This is a genomic window from Acidobacteriota bacterium (assembly GCA_016196065.1).
Lineage (GTDB): Bacteria > Acidobacteriota > Terriglobia > Terriglobales > Acidobacteriaceae > Acidiflorens.
Map to the genome: position 1 here is coordinate 338,422 of JACPYL010000025.1, position 17,276 is coordinate 355,697.

Annotated in this window: 15 protein-coding genes; 9 read left to right on the forward strand and 6 right to left on the reverse strand. The window is 57.1% G+C overall.

The features are described from left to right. Positions 1-42 precede the first annotated feature (42 nt). Both HY010_19290 and HY010_19295 read right to left on the reverse strand, forming a co-directional pair. A complete protein-coding gene (locus tag HY010_19290; protein ID MBI3477883.1) occupies positions 43-1,473 on the reverse strand; it encodes a sigma-54-dependent Fis family transcriptional regulator in 1,431 nt (476 codons plus the stop codon). Then, on the reverse strand, positions 1,470-2,417 hold the full coding sequence (locus tag HY010_19295) for a HAMP domain-containing histidine kinase (GenBank protein MBI3477884.1): 948 nt from the start codon (positions 2,415-2,417) through the stop codon (positions 1,470-1,472). Before HY010_19295 ends, HY010_19290 begins: the two co-directional genes overlap by 4 nt. A gap of 305 nt (positions 2,418-2,722) precedes the next feature. Here HY010_19295 and HY010_19300 point away from each other — a divergent pair, with 305 nt between their 5' ends. Next, the gene (locus HY010_19300; GenBank protein ID MBI3477885.1) at positions 2,723-3,106 is read left to right on the forward strand and encodes a PilZ domain-containing protein; all 384 of its coding nucleotides are present in this window, start codon (positions 2,723-2,725) and stop codon (positions 3,104-3,106) included. A gap of 209 nt (positions 3,107-3,315) precedes the next feature. Then, positions 3,316-4,389 (forward strand): sigma-54-dependent Fis family transcriptional regulator, encoded by a 1,074-nt coding sequence (locus tag HY010_19305; protein MBI3477886.1) that lies wholly within the window; start codon positions 3,316-3,318, stop codon positions 4,387-4,389. A gap of 121 nt (positions 4,390-4,510) precedes the next feature. Here HY010_19305 and HY010_19310 read toward each other — a convergent pair whose 3' ends face one another. Next, positions 4,511-6,082 carry an aldehyde dehydrogenase family protein gene (locus HY010_19310; protein ID MBI3477887.1) on the reverse strand — a complete coding sequence of 524 codons (1,572 nt, stop codon included), beginning with the start codon at positions 6,080-6,082 and terminating at the stop codon, positions 4,511-4,513. Positions 6,083-6,204: 122 nt separating this feature from the next. After that, the gene (gene truA, locus HY010_19315) at positions 6,205-7,065 is read right to left on the reverse strand and encodes a tRNA pseudouridine(38-40) synthase TruA (GenBank protein MBI3477888.1); all 861 of its coding nucleotides are present in this window, start codon (positions 7,063-7,065) and stop codon (positions 6,205-6,207) included. Positions 7,066-7,261: 196 nt separating this feature from the next. On the opposite strand from truA, the gene HY010_19320 reads away from it, so the two are divergent. Beyond that, positions 7,262-9,337 carry a TolC family protein gene (locus HY010_19320; protein MBI3477889.1) on the forward strand — a complete coding sequence of 692 codons (2,076 nt, stop codon included), beginning with the start codon at positions 7,262-7,264 and terminating at the stop codon, positions 9,335-9,337. A 220-nt stretch (positions 9,338-9,557) separates the two neighbouring features. Continuing rightward, the gene (locus HY010_19325; protein ID MBI3477890.1) at positions 9,558-10,397 is read left to right on the forward strand and encodes a glycosyltransferase family 2 protein; all 840 of its coding nucleotides are present in this window, start codon (positions 9,558-9,560) and stop codon (positions 10,395-10,397) included. 82 nt (positions 10,398-10,479) lie between these two features. Here HY010_19325 and HY010_19330 read toward each other — a convergent pair whose 3' ends face one another. Further along, positions 10,480-11,160, reverse strand: a complete 681-nt coding sequence (locus tag HY010_19330; GenBank protein ID MBI3477891.1) for a hypothetical protein — start codon at positions 11,158-11,160, stop codon at positions 10,480-10,482. A gap of 225 nt (positions 11,161-11,385) precedes the next feature. On the opposite strand from HY010_19330, the gene HY010_19335 reads away from it, so the two are divergent. From HY010_19335 to HY010_19345, 3 genes are all read left to right on the forward strand, one after another. Further along, positions 11,386-13,131: a methylmalonyl-CoA mutase family protein gene (locus tag HY010_19335; GenBank protein ID MBI3477892.1), complete on the forward strand. Its 1,746-nt coding sequence runs from the start codon at positions 11,386-11,388 to the stop codon at positions 13,129-13,131. 257 nt (positions 13,132-13,388) lie between these two features. Continuing rightward, on the forward strand, positions 13,389-14,297 hold the full coding sequence (locus HY010_19340) for a hypothetical protein (GenBank protein ID MBI3477893.1): 909 nt from the start codon (positions 13,389-13,391) through the stop codon (positions 14,295-14,297). Next, positions 14,294-14,740: a c-type cytochrome gene (locus HY010_19345; protein MBI3477894.1), complete on the forward strand. Its 447-nt coding sequence runs from the start codon at positions 14,294-14,296 to the stop codon at positions 14,738-14,740. The genes HY010_19340 and HY010_19345 overlap by 4 nt, the downstream gene beginning before the upstream one ends. A 55-nt stretch (positions 14,741-14,795) precedes the next feature. Here HY010_19345 and HY010_19350 read toward each other — a convergent pair whose 3' ends face one another. Next, positions 14,796-15,359, reverse strand: coding sequence for a sulfotransferase family protein (locus HY010_19350; GenBank protein MBI3477895.1), 564 nt, complete (start codon positions 15,357-15,359; stop codon positions 14,796-14,798). A gap of 157 nt (positions 15,360-15,516) precedes the next feature. Here HY010_19350 and HY010_19355 point away from each other — a divergent pair, with 157 nt between their 5' ends. Both HY010_19355 and HY010_19360 read left to right on the forward strand, forming a co-directional pair. Then, positions 15,517-16,179, forward strand: coding sequence for an energy transducer TonB (locus HY010_19355; GenBank protein ID MBI3477896.1), 663 nt, complete (start codon positions 15,517-15,519; stop codon positions 16,177-16,179). A gap of 28 nt (positions 16,180-16,207) precedes the next feature. After that, entirely contained in the window at positions 16,208-17,152 is a 945-nt protein-coding gene (locus HY010_19360; protein ID MBI3477897.1) for a TIM barrel protein, read from the forward strand. The last annotated feature ends 124 nt before the right edge of the window (positions 17,153-17,276 follow it).

Below are 17,276 nucleotides of genomic sequence, written 5' to 3' on the forward strand. Positions count from 1 at the left end.
GCTAGTGGCTAGTTGCAAATCACCAACCACTAACCACTGGTTCTACGCTCCTGCTGACAACCGGTGCGTGCTGCGGCTTTGCGCGATCCCATACTGGCGAATCTTATAGAGCAGCGCTTTGTAGCTGATCTTCAACAGAACCGCCGCCTGTTTGCGATTCCAATTGGTCTCTTCGAGAGCGCGCGAAATGGCTTCCGCTTCGGCTTCGTCTTTGGCGTTGCGGGCCAGCGATTTCAAGCCACCTGCACCACCGCTTGCTTCAGCACCAGCCGCAGCCGTTCTTCCAGCCGCATCCGCTTGCAAGCCGTTTCCGCCATCGGGCCGGGGCTGGAGTTCCTGCACGGCCAACTGCTCGTCTCCCAACACCAGGTAGCGTTTTACGAAATTGCTCAATTCGCGTAAGTTGCCGGGCCACGGATGCTTGAGGCAAGCCTCCAACATCGCCGGCGAAAGCGGCAACGGCGGACGCGCATACAGTTCCGACATACGCGCCATGAAGTGCTTCAACAGGATCGGGATTTCTTCCTTGCGTTCGCGCAACGGCGGCAACGACATCGTGAACGCGTTCAAGCGGTAGTAAAGGTCCTCGCGCAAACGCTTGGTCGCGAGTGCTTCCGGAATATCAATGTTGGTGGCGGCCAGAATGCGCACGTCCACTTTGATCACCGAGCGGCTGCCCAGGCGTGAAAATTGCTGGTCCTGCAAAACGTGCAGCAGCTTGGCTTGCAGGAGTGGCGGCATTTCGCCGATTTCGTCGAGCAGGATCGTGCCCTTGTTGCACAACTCGAACTTGCCTGGCTTGGGATGCGTCGCTCCCGTGAAAGCACCTGCCTCATAGCCGAACAATTCGCTTTCCAGAAGATCAGCTGGCACAGCCGCGCAATTCACTTTCAGGAATGTGCGATGCGCGCGCTGCGACAGCTTGTGCACCAGGCGCGCGAGGACTTCTTTTCCAGTTCCGCTCTCGCCGAGCAGCAGCACCGGAATATCGACATTTGCCACCAGAGCAGCTTGCGAACGGATCTTCTTCATCGCCGGACTGGCGGCAACGAAGAACACGTCATCGCAAAGTTCTTCGACATCGCCCGCGTAGCTTTCACCCTTGGTTTCGCCAATGCACTGTTCAATGACGGCGTCGAGTTCTGCTTTCTGGAATGGCTTGGTCAGATAGTTGTGCGCGCCCAGGCGCATTGCCTGAACGACTTTACGAGTGTCGTTCACGCAGGAGAGCATGACGACTTTCAATCCAGGCTTGAGCTGCCGCAATTGCTCAAGTGTCTGCAGGCCGTCGATTCCCGGCATCAGGAGATCGAGCAATACCAGGTCGGGGTGTAGACCCTTCTGCACACGCGCCACGGCTTCTTCGCCGGTGGTGGCGGTTTCGACCTTGAAGTCGTCCACTTCCAGCAACGTTCGGATGTACCGCAGCATCCCTGGTTCGTCATCCACCAGCAGGATGTTGGCTTCGCTCATTGGTTCGATCCTCGCGACGTACCACTAAGAATTGGTTGCAGCGGAACCAGGAAGGAGAATTTGCAGCCGGCTCCCGCTTCGCTTTCCACCCAGATCTTCCCGCCCATGCCATGCACAAGACGCCGCGCAATCGCTAGCCCAAGACCCATGCCCTCGGAAGCTTCGCTGCCCGGCAAGCGAAAGAAGTCATCAAAAATTTCAGAATGGTATTCAGGAGAAATGCCCGGCCCCGTGTCCGACACACTGACCTTAACCGCATTCGGAGCGCCCGTCGACTGTCGGCGGCGTTCTCCGCCCGCGGTCGGCTTACTGGTAGCACGCCGCTCCCAAGCATACGGCTCTGCGTGCAGCCAGACGGTTCCGCCCTGAGGCGTAAACTTCGACGCATTTTCCAGAAGATTCGAGATCACGCGCTGGATCTTGGCGGAGTCGATCGGCATTGGAACGATCTTCTCGTTCGCTAGAAAATAGAGAGCCAGGCCGCGCTCCTGAAAACGGGGCGACCACAGGCGACACACTTCCGAAAGCGAAGCGTTGATGTCGCCGAGTTCGTACTGCATGCGGAGTTCGCCCGTCTCCAGCACGGTGAAGGTGAGAAAGTCCTGAATGAAATGTTGCAGCCGCTTTCCATTCGAGGACATATCCTGCAACACTTCGCGTTGCCGTTGATTCAGAGGTCCAAGCTTTTCGCTTTGCAGTAATTCCGTGTAGCCATTCAAGATTGCCAGCGGAGTTTTCAGATCGTGGGCAGCCGAACTCAACGCAATTGTTGTGCGTCGAAAGCGGTCGCGTAACTGTTCAAACTCCTGGCTGATATCAGATGGAGATTCGCTGGTGGCGGGCGCAGTGGCAGGCGCGGGTTCGCGGTTCTGCGCGCGAGCCCCTCCAAAGGGCATATCAAGACTCTTGTCGGGCGTTGCGGCCATCTCGGGAACCCAAGTCAAATGAATCTATTAAGTCAGGGGAGGGAATTACTACCATCAGAAGCGAGAGTGAAATGATCGTATGTCACGCTTTTGGCAGTGTCAATCGGAAATGCACCCTAGGCGGCACGGAAGAGAAAAACGTTGCACTTCACATCATTTCCTCCTATGGAATTCCAAATATTGTATAAACCTGTCAATCCGGCCTTTCCCGTGGTGGGAGCGAGGTTTCCCCTGTATTCGAGTACGGTTCGGGATTATCCCCGGTTTGGCCCCCAATCTGCGACATCTTCGGGTGTTGGCACTCGTTTTGGACGGTAATTACAGTGAGTACCAGTTCCCCCAGAAAAGAACAGCGCAAGTGGTCACGGCTTCAGCTGGCTATTCCGGTGTTTGTCCGCAGTCGGGACGAGAATGGCAAAGAGGCGCTGGAGTTTGCCACGGCGGTGAACATCTCCGCCGGCGGAGCCGCGGTCATTGTCCGGCGCTCCATCGCTAAATCCAGCCCGGTTTCGCTGGAAATCCCCAGTGCTCCGATTGGAGCCACCGACGCTATCCGCCGACCGGCTCGCGCCATGCGGGCGCGCACTGTTTGGGTCGCACATTTGAACGATCACCATCTCCTAGGGTTGAAGTTCATCCGTCCGCTTAGCACCGACTCTGCCGTGGTTCCCCGCTCCCAATTGAGGAAACCTGGTTCTGCGGTGTGAAATGTTTTTCCTACACGTTTTGTCATTTGGATCGATTTTCTATTACTTTCGTGTACCTCGTCTTCCCCTAAGCGAGATACCTCTAAACTAAACACCAATATTGGCTTAGACCTGTTTTGGAACTCCGTTCCGAGCTGACGCCGAGTTTGGTGCTCGATGTGCACTTTTAGTGCACGTGGGTGGTACTCACCCCCTGAGGCTTCTGGATTATGAGCAACCTTCAGTTCGGCTCGCTGGCGCAGTCGTTGGGTGAAATCCCCCCGGAGAATATCGTTTTTGGCCATTCCGAGCCGATGCAGGCAGTGCGGTCCCAGCTTTCCAAGGTCGCTGCGGCCAACGTCCCTGTTCTGATTCACGGCGAGAGCGGCACCGGCAAAGACATCATCGCCCGGCTGATCCATGGATTGTCTCCCTGGAAAAACGGCCCGCTCGTTAAGGTGAACTGCCCAGCCATTCCTGGCACCCTTCTGGAAAGTGAACTATTCGGCTACGAAAAGGGAGCCTTCACGGGAGCTTTCGGCGCGAAACCGGGGCGGGTCGAGATGGCCCATCGTGGAACGTTGTTCCTCGACGAGATTTCGGAGCTTGACCTCTCCCTGCAGTCTAAGTTGCTTCAACTCCTTCAGGACGGCCAGTTTTGCCGGATCGGTGCCCAGGAAGACAAGAAAGTCGAAGTCCGCGTGGTGTGCGCTACCAACCGCAACCTGGAATCGGAGATTGAAGGCGGAACTTTTCGACAGGATCTCTACTACCGCATCAACGTCGTCAACCTGCGTATGCCCTCGCTGCGGGAGCGCCGCGGCGATATCGAAGAACTGGCCAACTATTTTCTGGAGTACTACAACCGCAAGTACAACTGCCGCGCCCGTCCCGTCTCCAACGAAGTGATGAGCGTGTTGCAGAAGTATCACTGGCCGGGAAACATCCGCGAACTGGAAAACCTGATCAAACGCTACGTGATCCTGGGCCAGGAAGAAGTGATCACCAATGACCTGGTCGCACGCGAACCGGATTTCTTCAATCCAGAGATTTCGTTCGACGGGCCGATCTCGTTGAAGAAGCTGACTCGTCAGGCAGTCCGCGAACTGGAACGCAAGGTTATCCTGAAAGTGCTGCAGCAACATCATTGGAACCGCAAGCAGGCGGCACGTACATTGAGCATCAGTTATCGCGCATTGCTCTACAAGATCCGTGACGCAGGATTGCCATCGAACCGCTCACTGCGGCTGCGCCAGGCAGAAACGGCAAAAGCCAACGCCAACGCCACGGTTGCGGCGGACTAAATCCGCCACAAGCAATACAAAGCCAACTGTAGAGACGAGGCCCGCCTCGTCTCTGCTCCGCCCGGTACGTAGTCTCTGCAAGAGGGAGACGCGGCAAGCCGCGTCTCTACGGAAAAATCAATCACAGCTTTCTGCGCCATAGGGCAGTGGTGGCTCGCATCGCCGCTTTCATCCTCTGCCGCAGCGGGCGCGCGAAGATCAGGTTCAAGAAGCTTTCCATCTCGCGGGTCAACTCACCGCCATATCCGAACCACCAAATCTTCTTCATGCGCGGCAGTAAGTCGGAATCGATGTACTTCACACGGACCATCTCTTCCAACCCCCACCGCCCGTGACTGCGACCAAGCCCGCTTGCTTTAACTCCGCCATGCGGAGCTTCGCTGATCGAGAAGCACGAGAGCACATCGTTCACCATCACCGTCCCGGCCTGAATCTGGCGAGCCAGGCGCTCTCCGCGATCGCGGTCGCGCGTCCAGACGGAAGCGGCGAGCCCAAAGTCAGAATCATTGGCCAGACGCACGGCTTCAATCTCGTCGCGGAACGAAGTGATTGGCAGCACGGGACCAAACGTCTCTTCGCGCATCACGCGCATATTGTGATCCACGTCCGCCAGCACTGTCGGCGCGTAGAACGTTGGTCCGAGCTCGCGCAAGCGGGAACCTCCTACCAGCAAGCGGGCCCCATGCGCGAGGGCGTCCGCCACATGCGCTTCGACCACCCGCACCTGCTGTTCGCTGATCATCGGGCCAACGTCGGTAGACGAATCCATCCCATTTCCGAGGCGCAGCTTGCGGGCTTTGTCCGCACACGCGTCAACGAATGCCGCGTAGAGCGTGTGATGAACGTAGCAACGCTCGACCGAAAGACAGGCTTGTCCCGCATTGACGCAAGAGCCCCAGACGGCAGCGCTCGACGCTACATCAATGTCGGCATCCTCCAGCACGATCATCGGATCCTTGCCACCCAGTTCCAGAACAACCGGCAATAGCCGCTCGGCGGCTACCTGCGCGATCCGTCGGCCGGTCCCTACACTGCCGGTGAACACCAGCTTGTCGATTGCACTCTGCACCAGTGCGGCCCCGGCAGGACCTTCTCCGGGCAGAACCTGAAAAACATCATTGGGTACGCCCGCTGCGCGTAGCAAGGATTGCACTTCGAGTGCAATCAGCGGCGTAAACTCCGACGGCTTCAAGACGACGGCATTTCCAGCCACCAACGCCGCCATAACCTCAGTCGCCGGAATCGAGAAGGGATAGTTCCAAGGCGAAATGATTCCGATCACGCCATGCGGCTCATGAAGAACGCGACCCGACTTGGTCATGAGAGCCAGATTGCCGTGCGGGAGTTTCTCGTCCCGGAGCAGGCGATAAGCATTCTCAATCAGGAAGCGCGCCGCATCTAGTACCACCAGAATTTCGGTGAGCAGCGACTCGACATAGGGCTTGCCGACTTCCTGCGTGATGAGTTGCGCGACGTCCGTTTTGCGAGCAAGAAGAATTCGCTGGAAGCGTTGCAGCACTTTCACCCGCTCGCGAACACCCCACGCATTCCAGTCCGGCTGCGCAGCCCGCGCCCGTGCGACCGCCGCTCGGATTTCCGTCGGACCGGCGCAGTCCAGTTCACCCAGAACTTCGCCCGTCGCCGGATTCACCGACGCGATACGAGAAACCACAGGTTGGAGATCGGTCGGCATGGCAGGGACAGTGTAGAACAGCGATGGACCAGCAGTCAGCAGTCAGCAATCAGCATTCTGAGGAAAGGTTCCCGGAAGACTTCCCTTCCGTATCGAGGACTGGTTCTTCTGAGGGCTGAGTGCTATCCCCCATAGTCCACCTCTACCAGGTACAGTCCGCTCGCGGGGGCTGTCGGTCCGGCCGCCGAGCGACTGCGGGCGGCCAAGATGGCTTGAAGGTCTTCTCCGGTAAGCGTCCCCTTCCCCACCAGTAGAAACGTCCCGACCAGATTGCGGACCATGTGATGGAGGAACCCGCTCCCGCGAACCGCGTAAATCAGGTCGTCCCCCTCACGGTTCCATGCTGAGGAGAAAATCGTCCGGATATTCGTGGTTCTATTTTCGGTTTGACCCTGTGTTCCTCTGTGATCCCCGTGGTTAAGGTTTTGCCTTTGATCGTTCGCGATCCGCTCGACGCGTTCCGGATCCACCGCCGCGAACGAAGTGAAGTCGTGTTCGCCGACCACCAGTTCCGCGGCCTGCGCCATCAGAACCTCGTCCAGAGGAAACGGGTAGTGCCAGACATAGCGGGAAATGAACGGCGGACAGACCGCCCCTCGATATATGCGATAGCGATAGGTCTTAGCGCGAGCCGATTTGCGCGCATGAAAGTCATCGGGCACATCGCTGACATCGAGAACGCGAATCGAAGACGGAAGAATGTCGTTCAGGGCTTTGACCCAATTCTCGGTGGGGATCGAGGCTGCCGATTGGAACGTTGCCACCTGGGCGAACGCATGCACGCCGGCGTCGGTGCGGCCTGAGCCCTGCGGCAGGACATTTTCCCCCGTCAACCGTCCAATGGCTGAGGCGAGGGTTCCCTGAATCGTCGGTCGCCCAGGCTGCACTTGCCAGCCTGCAAACTCGGACCCGTCGTAGGCGAGGATCAGTTTGAGATTACGCTCCAATTTTTCCGAGTCCTGCTGGTTCCTGGCTTCATCCATAATGTTTACAAAGTTTTACGCGTGCGATCACGGAACTGCATCGGCCGCGTCAGCTATACTATTGCACTGACGATCAATGAAAAAACCAGCTTCTACAGTGGATTGCAAGGAACTCTTGCCCCACTTTGTTCGTATCAAGAAACGTCCTGACAACCTCGTCAGTTCCTCTCAGGCCTGATTGATGGAGATGACACCAATGCTTCGTTCTACTTTGACCTCCGCTTGCCGGCAAGCGGCCGCCCTTTTAATTGCCAGCGCAATGATCCCAGCCGGATGGGCGCAGGATGCCTCGCAAATGCCCAACGCGCCCTCCCAAGTGCAGAAAGCGCAGCCCTCGGCAGCGCAACCCTTTGATCTGAAAGAATATTCCCAGCCGCGCTCGCATTTGAACCCGATTGGACCGTACACGCCGCGGACCGTAGCTCAGCCAAATCTTGCGAATACGGCTCGTTTTGAGCAGCTCATGCGTGATGGCAAGCTGTATCTTTCGATGAACGACGCCATCGCGTTGGCCCTCGAAAACAACCTTGATATCGCAATCGCGCGCTACAACTTGAATATCGCCGATACGGATATCTGGCGCGCGAAGGCAGGATCGGCGACGCGCGGTGTTAACACCGGCATCGTGCAAGGTACGCCTGGCGGAACAGGATCAGGAGTAGGGTCCACCTCGACCGGTGGCGGAGCCGGCGGCACCACCGCAGGTACGGGAGGAGCAGGAGCGGGAACGTCGGGTTTGGTGACATCCACTTCCGGTGTAGGCGCGGCGATCCCGTCGTTTGACCCGATCCTCACTGGTACATTTCAGATCGATCACAATATTACGCAGTCCACAAACGCTTTTAGCGGCAATCCCCTCACCAGCACGAACACTTCAACAATGGATTTCGGATACAACCAGGGATTCCACTGGGGCACGAATTTGTCGGTGGGATTTAACAATAGCCGGACGGCGTCGAACTCCTCCGTCACGCTTCTTACTCCGCAACTCGCATCAAACTTCCGGATGACGGTGAGCCAGCCCTTGCTTTCAGGTTTTGGATTATTGCCCAACACCCGTTTCATCAGAATCGCCAAGAATAACCGGGAGATTTCAGACGTTGCATTCCGTTTACAGGTGATAACCACTGTCAACCAGATTCAGAATATCTACTGGGATCTGGTCAATGCCTACGAGAATGTGAAAGTACAGCAGGACTCCGTGGGTCTCGCGCAGAAGACCCTTTCGGACAACAAGAAGCAGGTGGAAATCGGAACGCTCGCGCCCATCGAAGTGGTACGAGCCCAAAGCGTAGTCGCCTCGAACCAGCAGCAGCTGATCGTGGCTCAGACCAACCTGCAGCTTCAACAATTGCTGATCAAGAATGCGCTCAGTCGTTCTCTCCTTGATCCGGTTCTGGCGGATGCCGAAGTAGTCCCGACCGACACGATGGCCGTACCTGAAAACGAGCCGGTCGTTCCCACTCAGGAGTTAGTCAGCCAGGCGTTGGCGCATCGAGCGGAGCTCTCGGAGGCACGGATCGACTTGACGAACCGCGATATCAACACGCGATCCGCCAAGAATGCGCTATTGCCTACCCTCAACCTCTTTGCGTATTACGGCGGATCTGGCGCCGGAGGCAATCTCAATCAGGGCGTGATTTGTACCGGGGATCCGAACCAGGGATTCTGCGTTCCTCCGGGTCAGGTTCCTCCGAACTTCAATCACGGCAACGTCAGTTTGGGTGGCACTTTCGGTCAACTCTTCGACTCGACCGCTCCAGACAAAGGCGTCGGTCTTCAACTCAACATTCCTCTTCGTAACCGCGCCGCCCAGGCCGATCAGGTGCGTGCGGAACTGGAATATCGCCAGGCGCAGATGCGCTTACAGCAGCAGGAAAATCAGATCCGCATCGAAGTCCGCAACGCACAGTTTTCTGTTCAGCAGAATCGCGCCAGTGTCGAAGCAGCTCGCGCTGCCGTCGAACTCGGCAAGCAGTCGCTCGACGCGGAACAGAAAAAGTACGGGCTCGGCGCTTCGACCACTACATTGGTCCTGCAGAATGAACGCGATTTGACGCAGGCGCAATCCAACCTGGTATCCGCTAACTCTGCCTATGAGAAGGCTCGCGTCGAACTGGACCGCGTCACCGGACAAACTCTTGACCGTCTGGGCATCCTGATGGCCGATGCCGAACGCGGCCAAGTCACCAAAATGCCGAGCGTACCCTACGTAGCGCCTCGTCCGGCAGAACAGCAGACTCCGGTTCAACCGGCACAACCGCAACAGTAGTCGCTAATCGTACTTAATAAACGCCGGGCGCTTGCGTCCGGCGTTTTCATTTTGACCCAGCCACTCTCGGAACTGTCATCCTGAATCGTACGGAGGCGAAGCCGAGAACGAGTGAAGGATCTGCTTTTCTTTCGCTTCGCTGGGAAAGCAGATCCTGCGCTTCGCTCAGGTTGACAGTTCTCCAAATGGAAGCGAGTAACGCTCTAACGACTAGCGACCGATGACCGACGACGAGTATCCTCTCCCCGTGCAGCTTTCCGTCGTCATCATCACCCATAACGAAGAAGCCAACATTGGACGCACTCTCGCGAGCGTGCAGTCACTGGTTTCCGATGGCAAAGGCGAGATCATCATCGTCGACTCGGGCTCGACCGATCGCACCGTCGAGATCGCGAAGTCATTTGGCGCGAAAGTGTTCGTTGAAAAATGGAAGGGCTTCGCGGCGCAGAAAAACTCGGCGATCGACAAGGCCGTGGGGGATTGGATTTTAAGTCTGGATGCGGACGAAGAGGTGGGCGCCGGAATGCGTGAGTTTCTGCTCCTGGTCCTCTTCGGACAACACAAGCCAGAGTTCGCCAATTTTCAAGGAGGAATGATTTTCTTTAGAAGCAACTGTTTCTTGGGCCGTCCGATCCGACATGGCGGCTTTTATCCAGATCCAAAGTTGCGACTGATTCGGCGCGGTTGCGCGCGTTTCGAAGACCGTCGAGTGCATGAGGACTTGCGCCTAAACAAGGGCGTCGAGTATCACCCCAATCTGTGGTACCAAATGGGCGATTCCTTCGAGATCATCCACCACTGCTACCCGACGCTCTCCGACTACCTCGACCACATGAACCGCTATTCCTCGCTCGGCGCGGAGATGGTCGCCGCCAAAGGGCACGTGCGTTTCAGTGTGTTCAACATCGTGGTGAGGCCGGCTGCAACTTTTATCTACAACTACTTCCTCCGGCTAGGATTCCTCGATGGGCGGGAAGGCCTGCTGCTGCATCTCTACCACGCGGTCTATGTTTCATGGAAGTACGCCAAGGCGTGGGAACTGCAAAAAAAGTCAGAGTAGAGACGCGGCTTGCCGCGTCTCTGTCCGCAGCGACATCACCGATCGCAACCGGAGACGCGGCACTCCGTGTCTCTACTCGAAATTAGGCCCGTCGCGTAATCCGCATGATGTCGTATCGCACTTCAACCGACCGCGTCGGGAAAGTCCCTTCTACATAGGCTTTCACTTCCGCCACTGACGGAACTCCGTCCTTGCCTGTCAAGCCGCGTGCGTCGTCGAGCAAAATGATGTGCGGATACGGATGGCCAAGAATCATTTCCAATTCCGCTGACAAACGTTGCTGATCTCCCTGCTTGCCGATCCAGCCGTAATAGCCGGCATCGAGCCAGAAGAGCGCAGGCTCTTTCAGCAGCGCCAGAATTTCTGGCATCACCACGCGACTGTCTCCGCAAAAAATCCTGATATGCGAATCGCGTGCGAACTTCCTGGCAGCCCGTTCCGCCAGTTCTGGGACATATTCGATGGAATAGATGTGATCGAAACGAGTCCGCATCGCGGCGACCATCTCACCGTAGTAGGTTCCGGTTTCAACCAGCGTCTTCAGTTCATACCACGCGCCATACTCGCGCACGGTCTTCTGTTTCAGAAGATGCGGGGAGCGCGTCGGACGTCCGCGCAGGATCCAATACCAGTAATCAGGAAGGTGGCCGAGCGCCTTATAGACGCCATACACGGGCGTGCGCTTCAGCAATTGCCGGAATGCCTTCAGAGTATCCTCCTCGGAAGAACGTCCAGCATAGGTGCGAGGAAAAAGCGCCGTCAAGTTCGTGCGCTTCGGGCTACGAGCTTCGAGCCGGCCACACCCAGATTGCTCGCAGCTCGTAGCTCGAAGCTCGCGGCTCTCCACCAACCGTTCGGTCGGTGCGTAACCTTGTCCCCCCTGCAGCGCTCCTCTATCATCAGATTCATCGTGGGGAACCAAATGTCCGAGAAGAAGACCAATACGAGCGTGGCGAAACCATCCGTCGCCGAAAGCCCGATTGCCGACGTGTTTGACGGACGCCAGCCTTCCCCCACCGAGAAGGCATGGGCCGAAAAGACGCTTGCCCCCACACTCGACAAAGCTCCGGAGAAGCCCATCGGCGCCGCCACCGGCACGAACCTCGACGACCAAGGCCACGCCCGCTTCAGCACAATTTCGAATGAACCGATCCGCCGCCTCTACACGCCGGCCGATCTGCCCGCTGATTGGAATTACGAGCAATATCTCGGCTTTCCCGGACAGCCTCCCTACACTCGCGGCATTCACGCGACCGGTTATCGCGGCAAGCTTTGGACGATGCGTATGTTCTCCGGCTTCGCCTCGCCCGAAGAAACGAATCAGCGCTACAAGTATTTGCTGGAACACGGCGGCGGCGGACTTTCGGTCGCTTTCGACCTCCCTACATTGATGGGCTACGACTCGGATCACCCGGCGAGCGAAGGCGAAGTAGGCAAATGCGGCGTAGCGATTGATTCCCTCGAAGATATGGAGATCCTGTTCGACGGCATCGACCTCGAAAAAATAACCACGTCGATGACCATCAATTCTCCGGCCAGCATCCTTTGGGCGATGTATCTTGTCGTCGCCGAAAAACAGGGTGCGGACTGGAAAAAGATTTCCGGCACCATCCAGAACGACATTCTCAAGGAATACATCGCGCAGAAGGAATACATCTATCCACCCGCGCCGTCGATGCGGCTGGTGATCGACACCTTCGAATTCGGGTCCAAATTCACGCCGCGCTTCAACACTATCTCTATTTCCGGCTACCACATCCGCGAAGCCGGATCGACCGCTTTGCAGGAACTCGCCTTCACGATTTACGACGGCGTCGAATACGTCGAATGGGCCCGCCAACGCGGCCTCGACGTGGATGACTTTGGCCCTCGGCTGAGCTTCTTCTTCAATGCACACAACGACTTTTTCGAAGAAATCGCAAAATATCGCGCCGCCCGCAAAATCTGGTATCGCCTGATGAAAGACCGCTTCGGCTCGAAGTACGACCGCACTCGCCTGATGCGGTTCCATACCCAGACCGCCGGCGTTTCCCTTCCCGCGCAACAGCCCATGAACAATATCGCGCGCGTGGCCATCCAGGCACTGGCCGCTGTGCTCGGCGGAACCCAGTCGCTGCACACCGACGCCTACGACGAAGCGCTTGCTTTACCGACCGAAGAGGCGGCGCGCATTGCGCTTCGCACCCAGCAGATCATCGCCTTCGAGAGCGGGGTCGCGCATACCGTCGATCCACTCGGCGGCTCCTACTTCGTCGAGAAGCAGACACTCGACATGGAAAAAGGCGCCTTCGACTACTTCGCTAAACTCGATCAGATGGGCGGCATGGTTAAGGCGATCGAGCGAGGATATCCGCAGAAAGAGATCGCCGACGCCAGTTACCAGTACCAGCGCGCCGCCGAGGCCAACGAAAAGATCACGGTCGGCGTGAATGAGTTTGCGATCGAAGAAGAGAGTCCCCACACCCTTTATATCGATGAGTCCGTCGCACGCGCTCAGGAGAAGAAGTTAAAGGCCCTGCGCTACCGGCGCTCCAACGAAAAAGTGCAGGGCTGCCTGGACGCGCTCAAGAAGGCTGCTGCCCGAACGCCCTCCGCTGGAACGAACGGCAACATCTCCGACGCCAACACCATGCCGTACATCGTTGACGCTGTCCGCGCCTACGCAACGGTCGGCGAAATCTGCGAGGCGCTGCGGCAGGTTTACGGGACCTATACGGAAGTGAGCATCACGTAGTCATTGGAATTGAACATCTAGCCCGTCTTTTTCAATTCGTCATCCCCATCGAATCGAGATTCTGATTCTTCGCTAACAATTAGCAACACGCGCGGCCATCGCTCTCTTCTCTAGGCGTTCACCGAACACGCAGTTGCCTTTGTAATTGTTTTGTAATCACGCTCATTTGTGACAACGATCACTGGCAGGACTCCAGCGCGGTATCGTAAAATCCTAATTGAAATTGAAATTCATTTTCATTTTCATTTAGGAGACCCATGCACTACTCTACCCTGGTTAGAAAACTGGCCGCGGCGGGCAAGATCGGCGCTCTGGCACTAGTCGGCGCGCTCTCTGCCGGCGTCGGGCGGGCACAGGAAAGCCCCTACATTGTGACCTACGACCACTACCTCGAAGAACCCGGCAATCTTGAAGTCGAATATTATTCAAACTTCGGAACCCAACGCGGAGGAAACGATTTCCACGCTTTCTGGCTTGAATTTGAGTACGGTGCCACCGCGTGGTGGACAACCGAGCTTTATCTCGATGGCCAGTCCACGTTCAACGACAGCACGATTTTTACCGGTTTCCGGCTGGAGAATCGTATCCGTCCGCTGAAACACGAGCACATCATCAATCCGGTACTGTACGTCGAGTACGAGCAGATTAATGGCGCCGACAAGATCATGAAAGAAGTCGAAGGACACGACATCGAATCCGAGAAGCTGGACCCCAATGGCGAGGCGCGCCGGGAACACAAACATGAACTGGAGTTCAAACTGCTCCTTTCCAGCACATTCAAGGGATGGAATGTTGCGGTGAATCCGATCTTCACCAAGAACCTATCTCCGAGCGAACCGTGGGAGTTCGGTTATGCCTGGGGCGTAAGCCGTCCTCTGGCTCTCAAGGCCTCCTCGAAGCGCTGCACATTCTGCCGCGAAAATTTTGTGGCGGGAGTTGAGATGTATGGCGGCCTGGGCGATGCGGAGAGTCCGGGATTGCATGAGACTTCTCACTATCTGGCGCCGGTAGTCGCCTGGAATCTGCCGTCAGACTGGACCGTGCGCTTCTCGCCGGGGTTCGGACTCAACGACAACAGCCACCGCTTTCTCCTGCGCTGGGGAGTCTCGCATGAGTTCGCGGGCTTTGGGCAGATGGTTAGCCGTCTGTTCGGAGGTGGGCGATGATGACGAACTCGCACACGTTGAAGGTCCTCCTGGCAGGTGTTTGCGTATTCGGCACATCCTACACAGTCGCGCAGGACCCTGTGCAGGGCCCGGGCAAAGACGGTCGCCGCAGGCAAATCTATGCCGAACTCGCGAAGGCTCCCGAGAAAGCGCGGAGCCGGGCGAATCCGCTCTCCTCCGATCCTGACGCTGTGGCCGCGGGCAAGAAGCTTTTTGAAGCGCATTGCGCCGAATGCCACGGGGACACGGCAGAAGGCGGGAAAAAGGGACCGAGCCTGCGCGCGGCGGAGGTGCAGCAGGCGACGCCGGGGACGCTGTTCTGGGTATTGACCAATGGCGTAGTACGCCGCGGCATGCCCGTTTGGTCGAAGTTACCGGAGCCGCAGCGCTGGCAGATTGTGAGCTACATCAAGGCGCTGGAAGCGAGCCCGAACCCTAAGTAGAGCAAGCGAAGTAGCGCAATCGACACAAAAGCAGACGGGGGATACCGCGCCGCTCTTACTTCATGCGATTGCGATGCAGGCTCGGATCGACTTCGCGGGTCATCGCTTCCACGTCGAGGGGAACTTGCAGAAACGCTTTGATCTCCTCGGCGACCACTTTCGACTCCCGCAACGTGCGGTGATAGTGCGCGCGTAGCACCTTGACGTTCGGCTTTCCGGCTAAGAATTTGTTCACTTCGACGAGGTGCCGCTGGAAGGCGTCTTCAATGGCAGAGGTGTCTCCGCCGCCTTCGTACGTTCCACGGCGTTTCAGCATTTCGTCTTGTGATTTCAAAACTTCCGGCAATGGACGCTGCATAAAAACAACGCGGTAATCATGGCCGTCCGGCAGCGAGAGCAGGAGTTGCGAAATTACTTTGACGACTTTGCCCTCTGCTTCGGCAATCAAGGCCGGTTCTTTCGGAAGTTGCTTGATGCGCTCCCATTCCAGATAACCGCGCGGATTGTCGGTGTCCGCCTTACGTTCGCCGTCGGAGAGGGCTTGCATGCCTCCTGCCACCAGCATCTGCATCATCAGGGAAGTGCCGGAACGAGGAAGCCCGGAAACAATCGTGATCATCGCTACCTTTCAGGAATGAGTGCGGGACGACGCAACCGTCCCTTTTGGAATCATAGCGGTGACATCGATTTCCGGGCAAATTGCAGCCCGAAGTAATGCGCACAACGCGCTAAAACAGCAACCTTTTCTGTTCTCAAACGTCAGATCACGATAAGGTATGGAGAGCATGTTCGGCGAAATCCAACCCGTGGCGGGGCCTTTCCGGAAGCATGGTACGGTCGCAGGATCGGTGATCGCTCATCTCGCCATTCTGGCTGCGATCCTGCTCTTTCATCGAGCGCCCGTCGCGCTGATTCCCTTATCACTACAGAATGGGATTGGGTCGCAATCCTATCGCATCATCTACTCATCACCAGACGGGCAGGACACGCCCGAAGAAAACAAGATCAGCCTTGCCCATTCCAAGCCAGCGCCTCATCGCCGGCCTAAGCCGTCTTCCCTGAAACCGCCGCCGGATCATCTCCAGGTTCCACCCGATGCACTGGCGTCCGATGAGAACAACCGCGCAGGCTCGGCACTTGGCACCGTGATCGATGGACCGATTGAAGGCCATGAAGTGCACGTCGCGTTACCGGTTGTTTTTCCTGATCCTCAAGTGGTGCGTTCTGAACTGCCGCGCGACTTGAAGGGCGATGTGATCGTGGAAGTCACGATTGATTCGCTGGGAAATGTCGTCGAGACCAAGTTGGTGCAGGCAATTGGTCACGGGATCGACGAAAAGATTGTTGCCGCACTTCGCCAGCGGCGCTATCAGCCCGCTACGCTGGATGGCGTACCCGTCGCCTCGAAGCAGGACGTCCACTTCCACTTTCCCTCGTAAGCGGATTCATCAGGTAATATCGTGTGCGATGAAGACTCGCCGTGAGTTCCTCGCCGACTCCGCCGCCCTCGCTGCAGGAACGATACTGATGCCTGCGCTGGCCAGCGCATCCCCTTCAACTCCGAACGTCCAGTTCCCCGCCAACGCGCGGGATCGCATCTCGGTCGCGTCCTATCCATTTCGCGACTTCATCCTGCCGGGCGAGTACGTAACGCCCGCCGCGAAGAGCACTCCGAAAATGGAGATCAAGGATTTTGCGGCCCGTGCCATCGACCGATTTCACGTCAACAAGATCGAGCCCTGGAGCGCTCATTTCCGATCGCTTGATCCGAAGTATCTTGCCGATATCCGTTCTGCGATCGACCAGGCCGGAGCCTCGGTAGTGAATATCGCGGTCGACGGCAAACACAGCTTCTACGCCGTTGATGCTACCGAACGCGAACGGGCGGTAACTACAAACAAGCAATGGATCGACGCTGCCGTCGTGTTGGGATCTCCCAGCATCCGCACCCATGTTGAGGGCGTCGAAAATCAACTGCCAGATGTGGATCGTTGCGCCGACACTCTGAAGCGAATTGCTGAGTATGGAGCAACCCGTAATGTAGTCGTTCATCTTGAAAATGATGACGGCGTCACCGAAGACCCCTTCTTCCTGGTCAAGGTAATCGATAAAGTGAATAGCCCATGGCTACGCGGCCTCCCCGACTTCGGCAATTCGCTGATGCACTTGCCTCCTGAAAACGCATACGCCGGGCTGGAAGCCATGTTCGCTCATGCTTACGGCATCAGTCACGTGAAGGGATCGGAATCAACTGAAAAGGGCGCCGTCGTCGCGGTCGACATGGCTTACGCTTTTGGACTTCTGAAGAAGAGCGGCTACCGCGGATATTTATCCATGGAGTATGACGATGTCGGCGATCCCCATAGAGGTACCGCAGAATTGATTGAGCAGGCTCTACGCTTTCTGGCGTGAAGGTGTCGCAAGCACGATGATTGCGCCGGAGGCGGCGTTTCTGATAACGTGCAGTTCGCTGACCCGGGAGCTTTCACGCAGACTCCTTCTTCCCTGCACCGCTTCGGCACACACTGAATTCGTC